The sequence below is a fragment of the Enterococcus malodoratus ATCC 43197 genome (assembly GCF_000407185.1).
Taxonomy (GTDB): Bacteria; Bacillota; Bacilli; order Lactobacillales; family Enterococcaceae; genus Enterococcus_A; species Enterococcus_A malodoratus.
The window spans coordinates 954,637-974,162 of record NZ_KE136483.1 but is presented as its reverse complement, the minus strand read 5'-3'; the positions used below and the strand labels follow the sequence as shown (position 1 = coordinate 974,162).

Annotated in this window: 23 protein-coding genes; 5 read left to right on the top strand and 18 right to left on the bottom strand. The window is 39.0% G+C overall.

Features of this window, described 5'->3' with window-relative positions:
- Positions 1-192: 192 nt before the first annotated feature.
- From I585_RS20195 to I585_RS20175, 5 genes are all read right to left on the bottom strand, one after another.
- On the bottom strand, positions 193-1,083 hold the full coding sequence (locus I585_RS20195; protein ID WP_010740170.1) for an AraC family transcriptional regulator: 891 nt from the start codon (positions 1,081-1,083) through the stop codon (positions 193-195).
- 62 nt (positions 1,084-1,145) lie between these two features.
- Positions 1,146-1,646: a GyrI-like domain-containing protein gene (locus tag I585_RS20190; RefSeq protein WP_010740171.1), complete on the bottom strand. Its 501-nt coding sequence runs from the start codon at positions 1,644-1,646 to the stop codon at positions 1,146-1,148.
- A 131-nt stretch (positions 1,647-1,777) separates the two neighbouring features.
- Positions 1,778-2,254 (bottom strand): MarR family winged helix-turn-helix transcriptional regulator, encoded by a 477-nt coding sequence (locus I585_RS20185; protein WP_010740172.1) that lies wholly within the window; start codon positions 2,252-2,254, stop codon positions 1,778-1,780.
- Positions 2,255-2,328: 74 nt separating this feature from the next.
- Positions 2,329-3,036, bottom strand: coding sequence for a CPBP family intramembrane glutamic endopeptidase (locus I585_RS20180; RefSeq protein ID WP_157776596.1), 708 nt, complete (start codon positions 3,034-3,036; stop codon positions 2,329-2,331).
- A 106-nt stretch (positions 3,037-3,142) separates the two neighbouring features.
- Complete coding sequence (locus tag I585_RS20175) at positions 3,143-4,210, bottom strand: alpha/beta fold hydrolase (RefSeq protein WP_111945264.1); 1,068 nt, start codon at positions 4,208-4,210, stop codon at positions 3,143-3,145.
- A 190-nt stretch (positions 4,211-4,400) separates the two neighbouring features.
- Between I585_RS20175 and I585_RS20170 the strand changes: the two genes are divergently transcribed.
- A complete protein-coding gene (locus I585_RS20170) occupies positions 4,401-5,375 on the top strand; it encodes a serine hydrolase domain-containing protein (protein WP_010740175.1) in 975 nt (324 codons plus the stop codon).
- 41 nt (positions 5,376-5,416) lie between these two features.
- Here the strand turns inward: I585_RS20170 and I585_RS20165 are convergent, their stop codons facing one another.
- The 11 genes from I585_RS20165 to I585_RS20115 all read right to left on the bottom strand — a co-directional run bounded on the left by I585_RS20165 (position 5,417) and on the right by I585_RS20115 (position 15,134).
- Entirely contained in the window at positions 5,417-5,956 is a 540-nt protein-coding gene (locus tag I585_RS20165; RefSeq protein WP_010740176.1) for a DUF1697 domain-containing protein, read from the bottom strand.
- Positions 5,957-5,969: 13 nt separating this feature from the next.
- Positions 5,970-6,716, bottom strand: a complete 747-nt coding sequence (locus I585_RS20160; protein ID WP_010740177.1) for a GNAT family N-acetyltransferase — start codon at positions 6,714-6,716, stop codon at positions 5,970-5,972.
- Between the two features lie 130 nt (positions 6,717-6,846).
- Positions 6,847-8,037: an aminotransferase-like domain-containing protein gene (locus I585_RS20155; protein WP_010740178.1), complete on the bottom strand. Its 1,191-nt coding sequence runs from the start codon at positions 8,035-8,037 to the stop codon at positions 6,847-6,849.
- 131 nt (positions 8,038-8,168) lie between these two features.
- Complete coding sequence (locus tag I585_RS20150; RefSeq protein WP_010740180.1) at positions 8,169-8,471, bottom strand: DUF6506 family protein; 303 nt, start codon at positions 8,469-8,471, stop codon at positions 8,169-8,171.
- A gap of 49 nt (positions 8,472-8,520) precedes the next feature.
- Positions 8,521-9,429 carry a sensor histidine kinase gene (locus I585_RS20145; RefSeq protein WP_010740181.1) on the bottom strand — a complete coding sequence of 303 codons (909 nt, stop codon included), beginning with the start codon at positions 9,427-9,429 and terminating at the stop codon, positions 8,521-8,523.
- Positions 9,426-9,602: a winged helix-turn-helix domain-containing protein gene (locus tag I585_RS20140; protein ID WP_244266030.1), complete on the bottom strand. Its 177-nt coding sequence runs from the start codon at positions 9,600-9,602 to the stop codon at positions 9,426-9,428. Before I585_RS20140 ends, I585_RS20145 begins: the two co-directional genes overlap by 4 nt.
- A 70-nt stretch (positions 9,603-9,672) precedes the next feature.
- Positions 9,673-10,665, bottom strand: coding sequence for an IS30 family transposase (locus I585_RS20135; protein ID WP_010740092.1), 993 nt, complete (start codon positions 10,663-10,665; stop codon positions 9,673-9,675).
- Between the two features lie 39 nt (positions 10,666-10,704).
- Positions 10,705-11,205, bottom strand: a complete 501-nt coding sequence (locus I585_RS20130) for a response regulator transcription factor (protein ID WP_010740183.1) — start codon at positions 11,203-11,205, stop codon at positions 10,705-10,707.
- A gap of 82 nt (positions 11,206-11,287) precedes the next feature.
- Positions 11,288-12,043 carry an ABC transporter ATP-binding protein gene (locus I585_RS20125; protein ID WP_010740184.1) on the bottom strand — a complete coding sequence of 252 codons (756 nt, stop codon included), beginning with the start codon at positions 12,041-12,043 and terminating at the stop codon, positions 11,288-11,290.
- Positions 12,044-12,058: 15 nt separating this feature from the next.
- On the bottom strand, positions 12,059-14,380 hold the full coding sequence (locus tag I585_RS20120; protein WP_010740185.1) for an ABC transporter permease: 2,322 nt from the start codon (positions 14,378-14,380) through the stop codon (positions 12,059-12,061).
- A gap of 196 nt (positions 14,381-14,576) precedes the next feature.
- Complete coding sequence (locus tag I585_RS20115; protein WP_010740186.1) at positions 14,577-15,134, bottom strand: TetR/AcrR family transcriptional regulator; 558 nt, start codon at positions 15,132-15,134, stop codon at positions 14,577-14,579.
- Between the two features lie 147 nt (positions 15,135-15,281).
- Here I585_RS20115 and I585_RS20110 point away from each other — a divergent pair, with 147 nt between their 5' ends.
- The 4 genes from I585_RS20110 (at position 15,282) to I585_RS20095 (ending at position 18,076) form a co-directional block, all read left to right on the top strand.
- Entirely contained in the window at positions 15,282-16,025 is a 744-nt protein-coding gene (locus I585_RS20110; protein ID WP_010740187.1) for an ABC transporter ATP-binding protein, read from the top strand.
- A complete protein-coding gene (locus I585_RS20105) occupies positions 16,012-17,103 on the top strand; it encodes an ABC transporter permease (RefSeq protein WP_010740188.1) in 1,092 nt (363 codons plus the stop codon). Before I585_RS20110 ends, I585_RS20105 begins: the two co-directional genes overlap by 14 nt.
- Positions 17,104-17,227: 124 nt before the next feature.
- On the top strand, positions 17,228-17,869 hold the full coding sequence (locus I585_RS20100; RefSeq protein ID WP_010740189.1) for a DUF2178 domain-containing protein: 642 nt from the start codon (positions 17,228-17,230) through the stop codon (positions 17,867-17,869).
- Positions 17,870-17,872: 3 nt separating this feature from the next.
- Positions 17,873-18,076, top strand: a complete 204-nt coding sequence (locus tag I585_RS20095) for a helix-turn-helix transcriptional regulator (protein ID WP_010740190.1) — start codon at positions 17,873-17,875, stop codon at positions 18,074-18,076.
- 48 nt (positions 18,077-18,124) lie between these two features.
- Here the strand turns inward: I585_RS20095 and I585_RS20090 are convergent, their stop codons facing one another.
- A complete protein-coding gene (locus I585_RS20090; RefSeq protein WP_010740191.1) occupies positions 18,125-18,982 on the bottom strand; it encodes a GRP family sugar transporter in 858 nt (285 codons plus the stop codon).
- Positions 18,983-19,055: 73 nt separating this feature from the next.
- Entirely contained in the window at positions 19,056-19,514 is a 459-nt protein-coding gene (locus tag I585_RS20085) for a PTS sugar transporter subunit IIA (RefSeq protein ID WP_010740192.1), read from the bottom strand.
- Positions 19,515-19,526 lie beyond the last annotated feature (12 nt).

Genomic DNA, 19,526 nt, shown 5'->3' with positions numbered 1-19,526 from the left:
AGCTTTCCTACTTCACTGATAGATAATACATACGGGATCCCTCACTTTCTTTCTTCTAGTTTTACGATATCATGAAAACGCTCTATCGTCAAAAGTCGTTAAATTTATTTTGTTACTATTCAAAGCATCCTTGCATATTGTCTTTCAGACAAAAAAGCAGGAATGTTTGGTCATTCCTGCTTACTCTATCCCTTATTTCTCGATCGGCAACCAAATCTCCAAACAGGCTTTGCCCTCCAGCGACACATAGGTTTCCAATTCTGGTCCGTCGACTTTTTGATAATCTGTTTGCGGCAGCCAGGTGTTGAAGATTTGCTGCTGTAATTGATAATATGCGTTAGACACGTTTTCTGTCTTGCGATAATCGTAGGGTTCACTAACAAAAACAGCGTAGGTTTGTTTCGGAATCTTTACTGTTAAATAATCTGTTGAGACGTTTGGATTTAAAACAAATCCGGTAAAGTAATTAAGCTGTTCAGAGTCAGGTATTACTGGATTCGCAATAGCAAAATAAGGTTCGCGCTTTAATCCAAAAAAGTTTTTCTTGGTAGCGTCACTTTCGGCAAATGCTCGTAATTGTTGATCTACAAAAAAACTTTCCCAATGTTTTCCCGTATTTTTGAACAGATCGTCCTCCAATTGAAACGCAGCCATCTTTCCTACAACTGTGAAACTTGGCAATTGTTTAATGTGATAGTTCAATGTCTTTCCGCCGTTAATTTGTATATCTAACCGAATCGGCGGGAAAAAATTAATCGCAGCATGAATCTCTTTTGCTTGACTAGGAGCAATTCCGTGAAATTTCGAAAATGCTCTGTTAAAGGCCGAGCGATTCGCGTATCCGCACAAGGCAGATACTTCATCAATTGAATTTCCCTTTCGCAATAGTTCAACAGCCTCTGAAAGACGACGATTGCGGACATAATTTGAAAAAGAAAACCCCGTTAAATAAGTGAAAAAGCGATGAAACGTATACTCTGAAAGTAAAGCCTGCTTTGCTAATTGTTCTAATGATATATCTTCAAATAAGTGGGTTTCAATATGAGCCAAAATGGCCGAGAAACGCTCTAAATCTTTTGACATTCCACTCCTCCTATAGACTTTCTTTATTAAGAATAGCATATTGGAGAGGAGTTACGCTGCCTTTATCCTCTTTTTCTTACGGGTATCCAAATCTCGATATCATCACCTTGTCCATAGACCTCTAAATCCGGTCCGCCTGAAATCATGTCACCTGTTGCGTACCCATCATTCAACAATTCGTACTCTTCTGACTCCGGTGCCCACTTGGTTACGATAGCGAATTGAGTCTTACCCGATGTTTCTCTCGTACACGGAAAAACCGCCCAAGTATTCGCTGGAACCTCTACTTCAATTAAACCTTCCGGCGTATCATTTGTCGTTGCCACAGCAATATAATAGTCAAATTTTTTCGCATCTGCTTTGTCAGTATTATAAAAACTGGCACCAATCAAACCAAATGGTTCATGATTGATCATTGGCAGCAGATCATTTTGTTTATTTGAAGATAAGATCTCATTCCAAAATGCGGGGCAATCTTTCATCCCCTGACGATTTTCATTCGTGGATTCCTTTTTGAACCCTACCAATTTAAAATTTTCTAATTCAACAATTCGATGTTCCATAATTTATTCCTCCTTATTTTTACTAACTATAGCAAACTCGCTTCAATATCCTTTTACCCTTTTCAAAGCAAAAAAAGAGAAGAAAAAAACACAACTATCAGAACTGCCGATAATTGTGTTTGTTAATAAATTTATAGTTCTCTTCCTGCTGCTTCAAACCCATCCTGCTGTTCTCCATCAAACTGATAAAGTTTCTTCAGTAATCCCCATAGCTGCTCCAGCTCATCAATCGAAAAAGCTTGAAAAGAGGTTTGTAAGAACTCCCAGCCTTGCTCATTCGCTTCTTCGAAAACTTTTTTTCCACTTTCAGTAATGACAATGTTTACTGATCGTGCATCCGTTTTACTTTTTTCTGATTTTAAATAGCCCTTTTTCTTCAAGTTGTTGATTATTTGAGCGGTGCTTTGTTTTGTTGCACCCAATTTCAAAGCAATCGCATTTAACGTAACTTCGCCTTCTGGAATATGAACGATCGCAATCAATGCCATCACCTGTCTTGACGTTAGTTCCTTCATCGTCTCATCGCCTATAGCCTGAAGCTTATTCGTTACCGAAAATAAAGTGGCATAAGTTTGAGAAATCAAGAACAATCGATTTTTGTTGTCCACACTCTCACTCCTCGCATTCTATGTTATGAATGGTTTAATCATACCACATTGAGTTTACGTTGCAGAAAATTCAATCATCCTTTCGGGGCGGTCATAGTTTTTTCTCCAGCATTCTTTTTCAAAACGTAATTGGTTGCCATAAAAAATGTACAACAAATGATCAACAATATCGTCGAATTCACCAAATTGTTATAGCTTGGTGGATAGACATTTGTAAATGAATTGAAGCCCGCATGCAGCAATATACATAAAGCAATGCTTCCATATTTATTCCAAAGAAAACTCAACAGGAAGGCGAAGCTAAAAACCATCACCATATATCCACCAAAACGAATAGTATCTTGTCCAGAACCTTTTACCAGCCACAAGGGCAAATGCCAAAAAGTCCAAATAAACGCTACGAGACAAGTAGCAATAAAACTAGAGAATTTTCTCTGTAACTGAGGGAGCAAATAGCCTCGCCAACCGGCTTCTTCCAACCCGCCACCGAAAAAGATCATTACCGGTAATTGGAACAACGCTGTATAAATCGGCGCCTGCTGTTGCGTCGCTCCAACTAAAACAGGGAAAAAACACACGCCCCAAGCCAAACCAATCATACTCACATAAGCAAAAATCGGCTGCTTCAAATTGAAAATATTCTTAATATATCTACGGAAATCCACGTTGTTCAAACTCCGCTTGTTAACGACACAAGCGCCTATCAAAGGACCCGCCGCTCCGAGACTATAGAGAGGTAAAGCAACTGGTGAGAACAATTGGATACTCGTGAATTGCGTCAAAATGCCACTACCAACCAGCAGATCCATGAAACTGAAAAGGTAATTGTCAAATAACTAACTATTCCGTTCCTTCTATCCATATTATTTTATCTCCTTCGAAATGAATCTATTGGTTTTCTACTTGATCCTTGATCTCCTTGACCGCATTGTAAAAGGCTTCATTCTCTTCATAGTTGGGGCTATGTGCAGAATTTTCAAAAGTATAAAAATTCTTATTTGGCGCTTTTACTTTATTGAAGTATTCTTTGGCTAACTGATAGGAAACTTGATAATCATATTTCCCATGCAGTCCGTAAACTGGGATCTTCAGTTCTGGTACTGACTCTAGCAAATTATCATTTGAAAAATCTTCGTTATCTAATTGCTCATTAGATAACGGCATGCCTTTGAACGCGTTAATTTTCTCACTGAACGTATACCCTTTGAAAAATAGCAATTGTTTGATCATTGTCGCTAAGGACGGCCCTTCATGTCGAATCCCGACACCATATTTTTCCAAAAGTAAATTATATGCTGGTGCTTCAGGATCAAACGTTGCTAGTTTTTTTAATGATTTCTGATCATCAATTTTTTTAGCGTGATTCCGTAGATAGTCATAAGCCAGCTTTTGTCCGCGTTTTTGATGAACAGGTTGACCAATTCCCAAATAAGCTTTGTATAGTTCGGGACTATTTTGAACTGTCTTAATCCCCAAATAGGCTCCCCATGAATGCCCCATTAAATAAATCTTGTCTTGATTAAATCGCTGCCGCAAATAATTCGTTACCTCGATCGTATCCTCGACTAATTGACTCTTAGTCATAGTTTTGGGGCTTAATTCTTTCGTATTAGACATCCCCGTTCCCCGCTGATCCCAATAACAAACGACAAATTCTTTTTCCAATCGATCCTGCGTTTCCCATGCTTCCGACATCGCAAACTCAGGACTGCCTGGCCCACCATGTAAAAAAAGCAGCACCGGTTTAGTTCGATCCTCACCGCGAATAAACATTCCTTGTTCCATCCCACCAATCTCAACAAATTTCTTTTCACTAATACTTCCTTTTATCGTATTCCCTTGTTGATTTTTCAGACTCGTTAATTTCCCAGGGCTATTGAAGAACACCAATAAAAAGACCGCCGCCACTACTAAAACCAGCAAACCCAAAACAGCCAATACAATTTTTTTCACCATCATCTTTACTCCTTATTTTAATTAGTCATTATAATTACTATTTTAGAATAGCATTACTTTCAGTGGAATAAATCAGACTTAAGTCGGAACAATGCTACTCTCTAAAAAAAGTTTTAAAATTACACTTGATTATGATTTTTAATGCATTTACTCTAAGTATAGAAGGCGCCTTCGGAAATGGAGGAAAACGATGAATGACGAAAAATTTGCGACAATTCAACAAAAAATCGAACTAGATTACGAGAATATCACAGGAGTCATTGTGCAAAAAAAGGATCAGCTGCTCTACGAAAAATATTTTAATGAGTGTAACGAAACGAGTAAAATTCATGTCTATTCCATAGCTAAAAGCATTCTTTCACTACTATTTGGAATCGCACAGAAACAAGGAATGATTAATGAGCTAGATCGGCCGATCCTAGATTATTTCCCTGAATATCGACCGAAAGATTCGAATATCGGGACGATTACTCTGGAGAATTTACTGACAATGACGACCCCTTACAAGTACAAAAATGGGCCGCTCACTTATATCAAATACTTTATGAGTAAAGATTGGACCAAGTTCACTTTAAAACAACTTGGCGGCAAACATCCTATCGGTCAGTTCAATTACACCCCTTTGATCGGACCGGATCTCTTATCTGCGATCCTTGCCCGTTCAACTAAAAAAAGTGTCTTGGAATTTGCTCGTGAAGAATTGTTTGAACCACTTGGCATCAACGTCGAAAAAGCGATCCAATTGAAATCTGCCAAGGAACAAATGGCATTTAATCAATCGACCACCTCGAATGGTTGGGTAGAGGATAATACGGGGCTGAATGCAGGCGGATGGGGGCTGACTCTTTCGACCCGCGATCTGACAAGACTTGGTCAACTGATCCTTAATCAAGGAAACTGGAAGAATCAACAAATTATTCCAGAAAGCTGGCTGCAAAGTATGCAGAGTAAACACAGTCATTGGGCGCAAGAACAGCTCGATTATGGCTATTTGTGGTGGGTTGTTGATCCTTCAAAACCTATTATTGCCGCAATGGGCGATGGTGGAAATATTCTTTATATCGATCACGAAAAGGAACTTGTAGTTGCGATTACCGCCCTCTTTAAAGAAAATGTCTATGATCGAATCGACTTTATTCAGCAAGAGATTTTGCCGTTACTATAAACAAAAAAATCGAGCAGTTTATCGGCTGCTTGATTTTTCTTTTATTGGCTCATTTGTAATAGCTTCTTTACCGTGTTTGAATTACGAATCGTTACTTGATTATTGACGGACGAGCTGGCAATTTTCGCCCAGCGAGCTTTATTGAAGGTTTTTCGTGGTGCCGACCAAAAAATTACCTCGTCATGAGAGGCGATTTGCTCATATTCCGGTTTTATTTCCCCAACCGCGGCAAACACTTCTGCTGTAGTCATTGGAGGGATCATAAAAATTGCATAGTGAATTGTTTCTTTTTCATGACCCCACCACTCTGGCGCATGCGTCAACGTTTCAGCCAATTCATCGACAGCGACGATCGTCACAGGAATAGTCAAATCAAATCCATCGATTATCAAGGCTTCGCATAGTTTGATCAATTCAATTTTCTCCAAGTTATCACTAGAAAAAATGACATTCCCGCTATTGATATACGTGGAAACCTCTGAAAAACCTTTTTTCTCAAAGGCCTCTTTTAGCAACGGCATCGCAATTTTATTTCTGCCGCTGATGTTGATTCCTCTCAGAAATGCGATATATTTCCTCAAACCTCTTACCTCACTAACCCGCCAATAATTTTTTCAAAACATTTTTATTAAGCATATGCACCGTCAGAAATTTTCCTTGATGATAAACGGCCCAATTATTAAAGATTCCTGGAAGATTCTTGGCCTTTTCCAGACTATCCACCGGAATCAACGTCAACGGAATGTTTTCTTCCTCGCAATATTCCTGTACCTCTTTTAATCCATTAGGAATAAACGGACACTGCTGTCCATAGAAAATCGTCAACTCTTGATTATCAATCGTCTGCTTCCGCGCGTTCTCAGAAAAAGCAGGAACTGTTCCATCAAAAGATAACGCCATAAGTTCAAAACCACCTGCGATTTCATCAACTACCTCAAAGCCGTTTTTTTCAACGAATTTCTTATCGGTCAAGAATGGTGTTTTCTTTTTTGAACTGATAACACAAACGCCGGACTTATTTTGCCGCTTTGCATCCTCGATACAATAATTCAGTAAATTTTTCCCGTGACCTTGACCTTTATGACTGCCAGAGACCCACATACAATAAATATACAAATAATTCTCACCAACAACAGGCACCCAAGCATTTTCCAATGGCGCATATTCAATAAAAACTTTCCCATTTGCATCCAACTTGCGAAAAACATGTCCTTCTGGCAAGCGCTCACTGATCCATGCTCTTTTCGTATCTACACCGATCTGATGCTTTTTGCCTGAAATCGCGCAGCATAGATGTTCAGTTACCACATTTTCGGCTGTTACATTCACATATTCGACCATCAAACTCCTCCTTTTATCTATTACTTCAAGTATAGCATTCGAACATCTGCAAACTCTTTCATTTTTTTAATTTATCTCAAATAGAAACAGAGGACTTAAAAAAGTCCTCTGCTAAAAATGGTTAACTAAGCTATTTCTGCATGGCTAACTCCTCTGCAATCAAGCCACCTAAAATTTTCATCCCGGCTTCAATTCGTGCTTCATCCATACACGAAAAATTCAATCGCAGTGTATTGAGTTTGGGATTCTCCGCGTAAAAGGATTCCCCGCTGACGAAAGCAACCTTTCGATCCAAGCTCTTCTCCAATAATTCTGTCGTGTTAATCTCCTCGGGCAATTCTAACCAAATAAATAAACCACCCTCGGGATAGGTGTATTGTGTATTTTTAGGAAAATACGTTTCAATTGCTGAAATTGCCGCATCCCGTCGGAGTCGATAGGTTTTGACTAATTTGGCAATATGATCATCTATACTGTTGGCTTGAAGAAATTGAAAGATCTGCATTTGAGCAAATGTGTTGGATTGAAGGTCAGTGCTTTGTTTAATCAAAACCAGCTTTTCAATCACTGCTGCATCGGCAGAAATCCAACCAATTCGAAGACCTGGACATAAAACCTTCGAAAAACTGCCGGTTCTGATCACATTTTCGGCCTTGGGAAAGCTAAACATTGGCGGAGTAAGCTCGCCGGAATATCTCGGCTCCTCATAAGGAGCATCTTCAATGATCGCTACATCATAACGGTTGGCTATTTCCAAAACTTGCTGCTTTCGCTCTAACGACCAAGTTTTCCCTGATGGATTCTGAAAAGTTGGAATCACATAGATTAATTTCACATCAGCTGTGGTTGCTAAAAGATTTTCCAAGTCACTAACAATCATTCCTTCTTGATCCGTTTGAACTTCTAAAATTTTTCCTTCAAATGTTTTGAAGACATTTAACGCGGATAAATAGGTGGGGCTTTCACACAAAATGACATCTGATTTATTGATAAGCAGTTTTCCGACTAAATCCAAGGCTTGTTGAGAACCGTGAGTAATCAAAATGTTTTCGGCTGTTAATTGCGTTCCGATTCGATTATTTTCTCGTTGGGCAATCCATTCTCTAAGGGGAAACACTCCTTCGGTCGTCGAATATTGTAATGCTTGTTCTCCCTGATTCTTCAAAACAGCCGTGCTGGCAGCGGCCATCTCTTCGATTGGAAAAAGTTCGGCTGCTGGCAATCCGCCGGCAAAAGAAATAATTTCTGGGCGATTTGTGACTTTCAATAATTCACGAATCTCTGAAGCAGTTAAGTTTTCCATTCGATCGGCATACCTCATATTTAATCTTCCTTTAAGTTTTTTCTCATTTTATCGTAATTTTCAAAAGTTGTATAGTCTCGCGAAAAATACTGCAAAAAAGACAGAAGCTCCATAAACCGCCTCTGCCTTTCATACTTCTTCAAGAAAACTTATAAGTACATACTGTCTCCAGATTGATTTCCTAACCCTGGATGCTTATCGAACCGTACAACGCCAACAACGGCCTTATCGCCAACCGCTTCAACGATTTTAGCCGTACCGACATGACCAAAACCACCGCAAAGTTCAATTGCTTGCACACCGTCCTCAACTAACTCTCGTGAAACTGCGACTGCTTCAGCATAATCTACCACTCCTACCGTGGTCAACTCAACCGCCGGTGTAGTTACTACTGAACGATCCTTTTTAACATCCGCACCTTCTGCTACAAAAATGAATGCTGCTTTTAACATATGAAGCCTCCTTTTATTTTTAACCAGTAATTGCCAGGTTAATATTTTTTTACATTGAAATCACAAATTTCTTTGTATACTTTTCATCGTCAAGCAATTCAATTATAAAATCATGTTTATCGATGATCGTCTTAACGATCGCCAGACCTAAACCGCTGCCTAGAAAATTTCGTTCTGTTTCGTTCTCGCTAACAAAAGGTTCAAAAAGCTGTTCGCGATCCTTCTGAGGAATCATCGTACCATTATCAGCAAAAATAATTTTCACAGTCGAGTCTTCCTCTACAATCGAAATCGCTAATTCAGTTTTTGTCGGATTGTGTTTGCAGGCATTAATCAGCAGATTATTGAACACGCGCCGAAACTCGGTTTTGTCTAATGTACGAATAAGCGGTTCATCTGGTAAATCCAAAAGCAGTTCCAGCTGCTGATCCTCAATCAAATCATAATTATCTGCTACAGCTTCCTTCAGTAAATAGTTAACGGCACAGGCCTGCTTATTGAGGCTAAATTCCGCTGAGTTTAGTTTGGTATATTGAAACATCAAGTCCAATAGATCATTGGCCGATACTGATTTTCGATAAATGATCCCTGAAACCTCTTTGATTTCAGTTGGCTCAACGACTTCTTCATTCAATGCCTTGGAAAATCCTGTAATACTTGTTAGCGGAGTTTTCAAATCATGGGCGATATTAGCAAATAACGTACTCTGCTCTTTGGCAAGACGTTGGCTTTCATTGCCGATTTTTTTATTCAAACTGCGATAAAATAAGAAAGAAAATCCCACCACTGCAAGAATTTGAAAGACTCCACTGAGAATCTGAAGCGGTATCTGATAGTTAATACCTAAAACTAATTCTTCCAATTGATTGAAAAACTCCTCAATCAAGCCGCCAACAATAGAAAGGCCTAGAAAATACAGGATGAATGATCGTAAAATTGCGTTTCTAAGTTGTTTCATGATGAGGCCTCCAAACGATACCCCAATCCTCTGATGGTCTTGATTCGTTCAGCCCCTATTTTTTCCCGCAGCTTGCTCATCATGACACGGACATTGTTGTCACCAATTAAAGGATCTTGCCAGCCGTATTCATAAATCTGTTCCTTAGTAAACACTCGTCCAGGCTGCTCCATCATTAATTTAAGAACACGAAACTCAACTGCCGTTAATTCAATCGCTTGTTCTTTTACATAAGAGGAATTATCAAATTAAGTGCAACACTTTATCATAAAAGACTTCATATGGTGTTTTCCAGCCTAAACATTTTCTAGGTCTAAGATTCATTTTGTCAACGAATTGCTCTATAAACTCGTCTGTATAGTCTCCTATATCTTTTCTCTTAGGCAAGTACTCACGAATCAATCCATTTGTATTCTCGTTTGTTCCTCTTTGCCATGGCGAGTAAGGATCAGAAAAATAGAACTCAACCGAATGTTTTTTAGTAATGTCTGAATGTAATGCAAATTCAGAACCTCTATCGGAAGTAATGCTTTTCAAGTTCATTGGATTTAACGAGACTAGTAAACTGTCCAAAGACGAGTAAATAGCTGCTGCTGATTTATTCATAGTTCTTCCCGCCAATAAAAAACGCGATTTGCGATCTACTAAAGTCACTAGGCAATTCTTTCCCTTTTTTCCATGCACAGTGTCTATTTCCCAATGTCCTAATTCAGAGCGCAATTCAGCTTCAGATGGACGTTCATGTATTGCATGAGAAATAGGAAGATGCCCACGAGTTTCTTCAAAATCTTTGGTTTTTCGTTGCTTTCCCTGATGACGCAATTTGCGAATAGCACCTTTACTATCACGGGAAAGAGTGCTATTAAACAGTCCGTGATAAATAGCTCGGTAAATGGTATTGTAGCTCACCTGAACGTTGATATCTTCGTGTTTTAGACGATGCACTATTTGTTCCGGAGACCATTGACGTATCAGAAATAAAGGTTCGATGATTTTTCTTAGAGACGGATTAGCTAACAATCTTTTCCTACCGCAGCGACTACGATTCTTCTTATAACTATTTTGAGAGAAGTGAGGAGAATAGTATCTTCTCTCAGTATGCCGTCGTAACTCTCTTGAAATAGTGGACGGACTTCGTTTCAACAGTATTGCAGTGCGGCGGACTGAAAAGCCCATACCGTTATAAAGGTAGATTAGTTCTCTTTCCTTAATTGATAAATGTCTGTATGTTCCCATGATCGCTCCTCCTTCGTCTCTGAAAAATCCTTGTTTTAATTATATTAGAAAGACTAGGGAAACACATCGTGTTGCACTTGTATTGTAAAATAAAGAAGCGATACAAGCGTTCGTATCTAGTGCCAGATTTCCGACGTTCAATCGTGCAATTTGAGCTTCCTTGGAAACACCTAAAGCATGATATCTTCGCAATAAAGCATTCACTCGTGCGATCGCTTCGTGAGGATCAAAGGGTTTCGTCAAATAATCATCCGCTCCAATCTCCAAACCAAAAATTCGATCTGAGGCTTCGACTCGTGCGGAAATTACTAGGATAGGCAAATTGCTGTTTTTTCTCACTGTCCGAATTAATTCAAAACCATCGATTTCCGGCATCATGATATCGACTATCAACAGATCGATCTTTTTTTCCGTCATGATCGCTAGTGCTTCACGTCCGTTGGCAGCTTCGTAATGGTTGATCTGCTCATTTCTTAAATACATCTTCAACAGTTTGATGATTTCCTTTTCATCGTCTACATGTAAAATATTGTACGTCATCAGCCATCCTGCCCCTTTATAAAATCGTCATTTCCTACTAATAATTTTACCATAGTTGACTAACAGCAGATGTGTCCCTTTTCTAAGTTTCAACGGCTAAGACTTTTTCATTGATCTTTTCGATTCGACTTTCTAAATTCTGACCTGAATACTTTCCTAAAAAAAGATTTTCTTCAATTTGTCCATCTTCCATGAAGAAGACTTGTTCACTTTGAGCCGCAACCTTTGCATCATGGGTAACGATAACAATCGTTGTCCCTTCTTCATTTATCTTCAATAAAATGTCCATGATTTCTTGAGCGGCCTTGGAATTCAAAGCGCCTGTAGGTTCATCGCCAAAAATAATACTCGGTTGGCTCATCAACGCTCTGCAAATCCCCGCCCGCTGCAACTGTCCGCCGGAGACTTGGGTAATCTTGCGATCTTTCAATTCTTTAATTCCGACACTTTCCATCAAGTTTTCAGCATGCTTGGTTAATTTATCCGTCATCTTTTTATCACTCAAGCTCGGCAAAATGATATTGTCGATCAGCGAAAGATTTTTTAACAAGGTCGGTTGCTGGAAAACAAAGCCCATTTGTTCACGGCGAATATCTGCCAATTGTTTTTCTGTCATTTGAACCAGCGGCTGTTGATTAAACACGACCGTTCCCGAATCGATTCTGTCCATTCCGCTGATCGCATAAAGCAACGTCGATTTGCCTGAACCAGAGGGACCCATGATCGAGACAAATTGTCCTTTCTGTACTTGAATGCTGACTTGATTTAACACTGATACCTTTTCTGTTCCTTCACCAAAGCTTTTGACAATATCTGTTCCATTAATTAGTGTATTCATTCTCTTTCCCATCCTTTAGTCTTTAAGATTTTCGGCGATTTCGATTTTTCCTGCCTGTGCGGTAACCGCTTTGGTCGCTAAAACAGTAACGACCAGCATCAAGAGTGGACAGCCTAGATAGATCAATAAGCTTCCAGTCAGCTGAACATTAACTCCGCCCAATGCGGAAGCAACTAGACCAGACATTGCTTTTCCGACTGTCATGGATAACAATGTGCCGATCGTTAATCCAAGAACCAAGACAGTTAAACTGCGCGATAAATATTGCTGATTAATTCTTTGATTGGTAAAACCGATTGCTTTTAATGCAGCGATCTCTTTTTTATGCTTTGCTAATAGTAATTTCATGAATAAAGATGTGATTAATGCTGTAATCACTAACGCGACGACTAGAGCACCAACTGAAATCAACCGCAGAGATTGAATTGTTGATCCAAACGTTTGATCACGATATTCCCGCGCATTATTCATTTTTGCGAAAGGCAAATCCTTCTTATATTGCGTCATTTTTTGCGTTACTTTGGCTGAATCTTTCAATCTAATATAAATATCGGTCCAAATATTCGTTGCTTTTTCGTCTTTGAATGTCGCCTTGGCCGTTTTCCCACCATTAAAAAGATTGGCATAAATACCGCAGACAGTGAAAGTTTCTTCTTGACCATCACGGATCAAAATCATTGAATCCCCAACCTTTTTACGATATTCCTCCGCATTTATTGTTGATAAAGCAAGCTCATTCGCTTTTTTGGGGGCGTTGCCTTTCAAATAGTCCACCGGAAATTTTTGATGATTGCCTAATTCGACTGACAAAACATTATCAGTCGTCCCTGCATCCTTAACATCGAAATTCTTGGTAACAATCTTACTAAAGTCTGCAACATCTGGATCTTGTTCTAAATAATTTTCAATTTTCTGCTCAAACTTCGCGTTATTAGTCGATTGGTATAAGCTGGTTCCGATGTCCACCTTACGGCTGAACCCCATATTCTCAACAAAGGCATCCGAGGAAGTCGTATGATAGACGAGCGCTGGAACAATCATGATGAAGGTCGATATGATGAAAACCAGCAGCATTGTCAAATAAATCTTTTTACGATTAAAAATATCAATGATCCCCAAGCATGTATCGACTGAGAAAAAAGTTAATTTTCGCAGATTGAAGCGGGTCTTCGTATTGACCTTTTCATTTGAACCACTAAAACGAATGGCTTCAACTGCCGAAACCTTTTTGAAGCGATTGAGCAAACTGTAGACATAAACGATTATCAACAGCATGACTGCCGCGACTCCGATGATTGCCAGTACCCAACTCAATCCTTCATTATTACTTTCACCCATGAAAAGCTTGATGTTTTTCAATAGTAAATAACTCATCGGCAAAGAGATCAAATAACCTAGTAAGCTACCAACAACCGAAATCGCTGCATATTTTGCTAAATAAATCTTCTTAATATCTCTTATCTGCAACCCAATCGCCTTCATCACACCGATTTCCCGGTAATCCTCTTCAATTTTCGCTAGTAGCGTAAAACGGATACACATAAAAGTCATCAACACAACCAGCAAGCTGATCAGTAGCAGGATTCCGATCATGATACCATCAGACATCGCATTTCCTAATTTGAATAACCGATGCGAACCACTTGGCCCGTTGACCTCCAAGCCTGCCTTTTTATAAGCTGATTCAAATTGATTGAGTTTACTAGGATCTTTTAATCGGAATTCAATAATATATTCCAAGCGGCCTTTTGAAAAAAGTTCATCATAATCTTTTTGGTGCAGTAAAAGCCGCTTTGAACCGGCCATTTGTGAGTTCATTGTGCCATCTCGCAGAAAGCCAGTCACAGTAAATGTCTTCCCAGCAATTTTCGCTTTATCGCCAATCTTGGCGAACCCTTGCTTTTTGAATGCGACCGGCACATAAAGCTCGCCTGGTTGCGGCTGAATCGGTTGATTGTCCATGTCTACAAAGTAATCAAGGTTTTTATTCTGAACAGCAAGCCCGTTATCCTCTACACTGTCCGCAAAACTATGCTCACCGATTTCAATATCTGAACCACTCAGATTTAGAAACTCAGAGGCTTCATAAGCCGCCACATTTCCATTATCCTTCACAAATTTAGCTAACCTGCTCTCATTCAGCTCTCCCGTGTGCATTTGCATGTAGTGTGGAGATTGCGTTTTTTCCATCAAGGTATCAATTGATCCGGCTAAATTCACACTCAAAATCATTGCCAGTGCTACCAGCATCGCAGCCACCGTGATGAAGATTGTTGTCGTTGCCGTAATCAGCTTGCTGTCCCGCACATCATTTCTTATAATTTTTCGATACATCATTTGTCACTCCTACCCTCATTAATAAGTTCTATCTCTACTATAGAGAAGGAGTCTTTCTGGAACGTACACGAAATATTAACCTAGCATTAAAATAGTGAGTAAGATGAAAAACGGACCTTATTTCTTTAAAAACCTGACTATCAATTCATAAAAAAAGACTTCAAAGAGAATCTTGAACCATCTCCTTGAAGTTTTTCTATTTTCTAAAATCAAATGTAATTAACCGATCCATGATCTGCACTAGTTCTTCTATCGACTCTTTTTGCCCACGATTGATCCAGTCTTGCAGTACGCCGAACAGTGCGTTGCTCAGAAATATTAACGCATAATGTTCTTCGATATCATTTTCCAGCTCCAAATCCATTTGAGGGAAAATATTCGTACGCGCATTTTCTCGCATCATCCGCTTAATGTAGTTTTGAACTTCTATCGAGCCATTCTCTGAAATCAAAGCGGCGATGAGCTTGCCGTCATTTCGCAAATACGTCAGCATATTAAAAAATAGCTTCTTTTTACTATTCTCATTATCCGCCTGAACAAATTGATTGGCCTGATCGCGAAACTCTTTCAGATTCACTTCAATCAAGTCATATTTATCTACATAATGCAGATAAAAGCCGCTTCGGCTGATCTCCGCCTCTTCACAAATTGTCGTCACAGTAATCTGTTCAAATTTTTTAGTTTGAAGCAGACGTGTCATCGCTGACAGAATACTTTTTCGTGTTCGATAATAACGCAGATCATTCTCTTTCATTGCCAGTCCCTCCAAAAATAGTGAGCATTATTTTTCATTCTGTCCATTACAAGTTTTCTTTACTTGCATCACAGAGTCGTCGTTTTATAATCCATATAGTACAAAATGATAGACACGATGTCTAATAAATAGTAGGAGGGAATTATTTTGAAGACAGAAATAAATACCGTAGCGGAAATTTCTCACGCCTATAAAGCTTTTGAGAAGCGCGAGGTTTTGAAGGATGTCACTCTTCAAATCGAAGCCGGAAAAATCCTTGGCCTAATCGGACCGAGCGGTGCTGGAAAATCCACTACCATAAAATGCTTACTGGGCATGGAAACGCTGGATCAAGGAGATACCAGTATTTTCCAAACAAAAATGCCTAATCGGAAAATCCTAAACAGAATTGGCTACATGGGACAAAGCGATGCTCTATATGATGACTTAACCGCAAAGGAAAATTTATTATTCTTTGGGCAATTGATGGGGATGTCTAAAAATGAATTGAATCAGGCAATCACTAAAAATATGGATCTAGTTAATTTATCTGAATTTTTAAACCAACGAGTAGCTACTTTTTCTGGCGGTATGAAACGCAGACTTTCCTTAGCTACCACGCTATTATCCAATCCCGATCTAATTGTTTTAGATGAACCGACAGTAGGCATTGATCCCAGCTTGCGAGTCGCCATCTGGGCGCAGCTGCGTTCTTTAGCCAACCAAGATAAAGCCATCGTTGTCACTACCCACGTAATGGATGAAGCAGAAAAATGCGACTATGTCGGCTTGATCATTGATGGAGAACTTTTTGCATTTGGCAGCCCAGCGGATCTAAAACAGAAATTTGAAGCAGACTCAATTGAGGAAGTTTTCTTAAAAGCGGAGGGTGACACAAATGAGGCGTTTTAATGCAATTTTGACCAGAGTCTTGAAAGAACTGATTCGCGATAAAAGAACCTTAGCCTTAATGCTGATCGCACCGATAATCGTTTTATCATTAATGAATGTCGTCTTCGATTCGAACTCAGAAACCCATGTAAAAATTGGGGTCGATGACACTGTTCCCACCTCTTTAGTGAACAGTTTTCCTTCTGATAAAGTTAAAACAAAAAAATATTCCGATGATGCGACCATTCATGAGACGATGAAAAAACACAATCTAGATGCCTTTATCACAATCGATGGGTCTACCATTAAAGTAGCTTACGAAAATGAGGACCCCAGTAATACCGCGCAAATCAAAGGGATGATTCAAACTATTTTAACGGCTAGTAAAATGAAGGAAATTAGTAAAGATTTGCAAGAACTAGCTGTTAAAACACATACACCAATCAACGTCCAGAACTTTAAAATTGAAGACTCCTATGTATATGGCAGTGCAGACAGTACTTTCTTTGACAAAATATTTCCAATACTAATTGGCTTTTTCGTCTTCTTCTTTGTTTTCTTGATTTCAGGAATTGCTTTATTAAGGGAACGGACTAGCGGGACTTTGGAACGTTTATTGGCGACACCAGTAAAACGCAGCGAGATCGTCTTTGGCTATCTAGTAGGATATGGGCTTTTTGCGATTATTCAAACCTTTGTGATCGTCTTCTTCTCGATTTATGTACTGAATCTCCAAATCGAGGGAAATCTGATTTGGGTACTCGCGACAAATATCCTTATTGCCTTGACCGCACTTTCTATGGGGATCTTCGTTTCCACCTTCGCCAGTTCAGAGTTTCAAATGGTTCAATTTATTCCGTTAATCGTTATTCCGCAAGTTTTCTTTTCTGGACTGATTCCGCTGGATACGATGGCTGACTGGGTACGATACCTGTCTTATATCTTCCCTCTGAGCTATGCCGGAAATGCTTTAACAGCTGTCATGATCAAAGGACAAGGCTGGGAAAACATCTGGCCAAATTTGGCAATTTTAGTATTATTCATCGCCGGGTTCACCTTGCTAAATATTACCGGTCTGAAAAAATATCGGAAGGTGTAATAGCGGTCAATAACTCGTCCAATCAAAAAAGTGATTTATTTATCTCTTTTACTATTGCTTTTCTTTTTAATTGTGATATATTTATCTCATCAAGAGACAAATATGTATCATTGGAGGAGTTAAAATGAAAAAGGGAAAAATAAAAAATTTGGTTGTTTCGGGGATTATTTGTGTCATTGTTTTAGTGTTGGCCACCGTTCATTCGGTCTTATACAACGATAGCCGTCTAGTAAAACCAACTGTGGTTTCCGAATATGTATTCAGTGTGAAGGATTTGCCGATGTGGATTGCCATGATTCTTGTATTTATCTATGTGCTGTATTTAGTAGTCACGTTTTTCAAGGTCATTTTGAAAAATGAAACACTTGAAAAGAATCGTACTAGAAAGATTCACCCAATGTTAGGGATTTTAGGATTTGCTGGATTTCTAGGTTTTCTTGGTTTTTGGACGTACAGTGAATTCGGGATCATTTATCCCTTCTTTGCTTTTGTCTTCTTCGGCTTTTTTGGTTTCTTTTTTGAAGGCAAATTATCCGATACATTAAAAGATGAATTGTATGAAGAAAATGAAAAGAGAGCGGAACTGAAGGCTTATAAAATCGGTTTTCTATTATTGTTTCTATCTATTTGGCTGATTGCCCGCGGGATGTTGTCTTGGAATCTTGAATGGTGTGCTATCTTTATGTTAAGCTCAATGTCGCTGATCTATGGAGTCGTATTATTTCTCAGTAAATATTTTTTATATCGATTTGAAACAGAGGCCTAACAAATGAATGTAAAATTCGAATGTCACTTAAAAAAATATCGTACGCTGAAGGGCTTGACCCAAGAACAACTAGCCGAGTTAGTCGGCGTACGGCGGGAAACGATCATGCGCTTAGAAAAGGCGCAATACAACCCGTCACTAAAACTAGCACTGGATATTTCAAAAGTTGTCGATACACCAGTCACCGAGTTGTTTATTTTCGAATAAAACAGTGTCCAGTAAAAGATTCATTTCTTTTGCTGGACACTGTTTTTACTATTTAACTGAACCAATCAAAAAGATTCCCAATGTAATTAGTGCGGCACCTAAACTGATCACTTTTAGTTCTTTTCTTGTTTTTCGAACTTTTAAAATGAACAATCCGGCGTAAATTGAGATTAAGACTGCTAATTGTGAAAAAGTAAAGCTTTTGGCTACACCGATGATCGGCATCGTGAAGAATAGACTTATATTAGCGATACTCCACGCAATGCCCGTTCCAAAGTTTTTACGAATTTGATTTCCATCGATCGCATTTCTTTTCGTAATCGAAAACAAGATCGAAGATAGCCACATTCCGATTGCTTGCGGAAACAACACCTCTGCCCCGCTGGTTTTAAACGCTTGTGGTAAGGTGACGTAAAAGGTTAAGGCCATTGAGGATATCAGTAGACAGAAAACTGCTCTGCTTTTTATAGCAGATGATTGTTGCTGCATCCCTTCCTTTTCTAAATAAGCTGTCAAAATGATCCCTACAACAATAAAAAAAATTCCCATTATTCCTATGATAGCAATCGACCAACTCGACCATTCGCCAAAAAATAATGCGGCAATAAAAGTCGTTCCAATTAATTGGGTTCCATTAGAAATCGGCATAGCCTCAGATACTGGCAAAAATTGAAAAGAGTGGAACTGCAAGTATTGTCCAAACGACCAAAAACAGCCTGAAAGAAAGGCGGCAGCAAAACCATGCCAATTATAAGAAGGCTGAACAATAAATGTAAAGAACATTCCCATCAAAAAGGCAATCGTCGTAGTTCCTAAAAGCTGATTGATTGGTTTTGCATTTGTTAATTTTGCAATAATCGGCATAAATCCCCAGCCTATTGCAGGTAATAAATATAAAAAGGTCATTCTTTTCTCCTAAATATTCTAATAATTTGTTCAAGAAAAGACTGAGGAAAAATACTCAGTCTTTTCTTTTAAGCTAAAATTTGAATAGTTCATCTTGAACAGTGACCTCTTGGTTTTTCATTAACAGTTGGCCTTTAATTTTCTCAGGAAAAACTACGATAATCGTATCTTCCTTTTTTGAACTGGTTAATTGCGAAAGATCCATGACGGCAAGCAAAGTCCCTGCCTTTACTTTTTGACCTTGTACTACCTGTATTGAAAAAGGGTCCCCCTTAAGCTCTACCGTGTCTAATCCCATATGAACTAATATTTTTTCTCCGGTTCTAGTTTCAATTGTAATAGCATGCAGTGTAGGAAAAATGCTCTCAACAATTCCCTCAATTGGAGCATAGACCTTGCCATCATGTTGACCAATCGCATAGCCCTCGCCCATCATTTTTGAGGAGAAAACCTCGTCTTTCACTGCCTCTAAAGGTAGAACGTGACCATTCGCAACAGATTTCAAAACTTTCTTTGTTTTAAAAAAGAGCATCTTCTCATCACC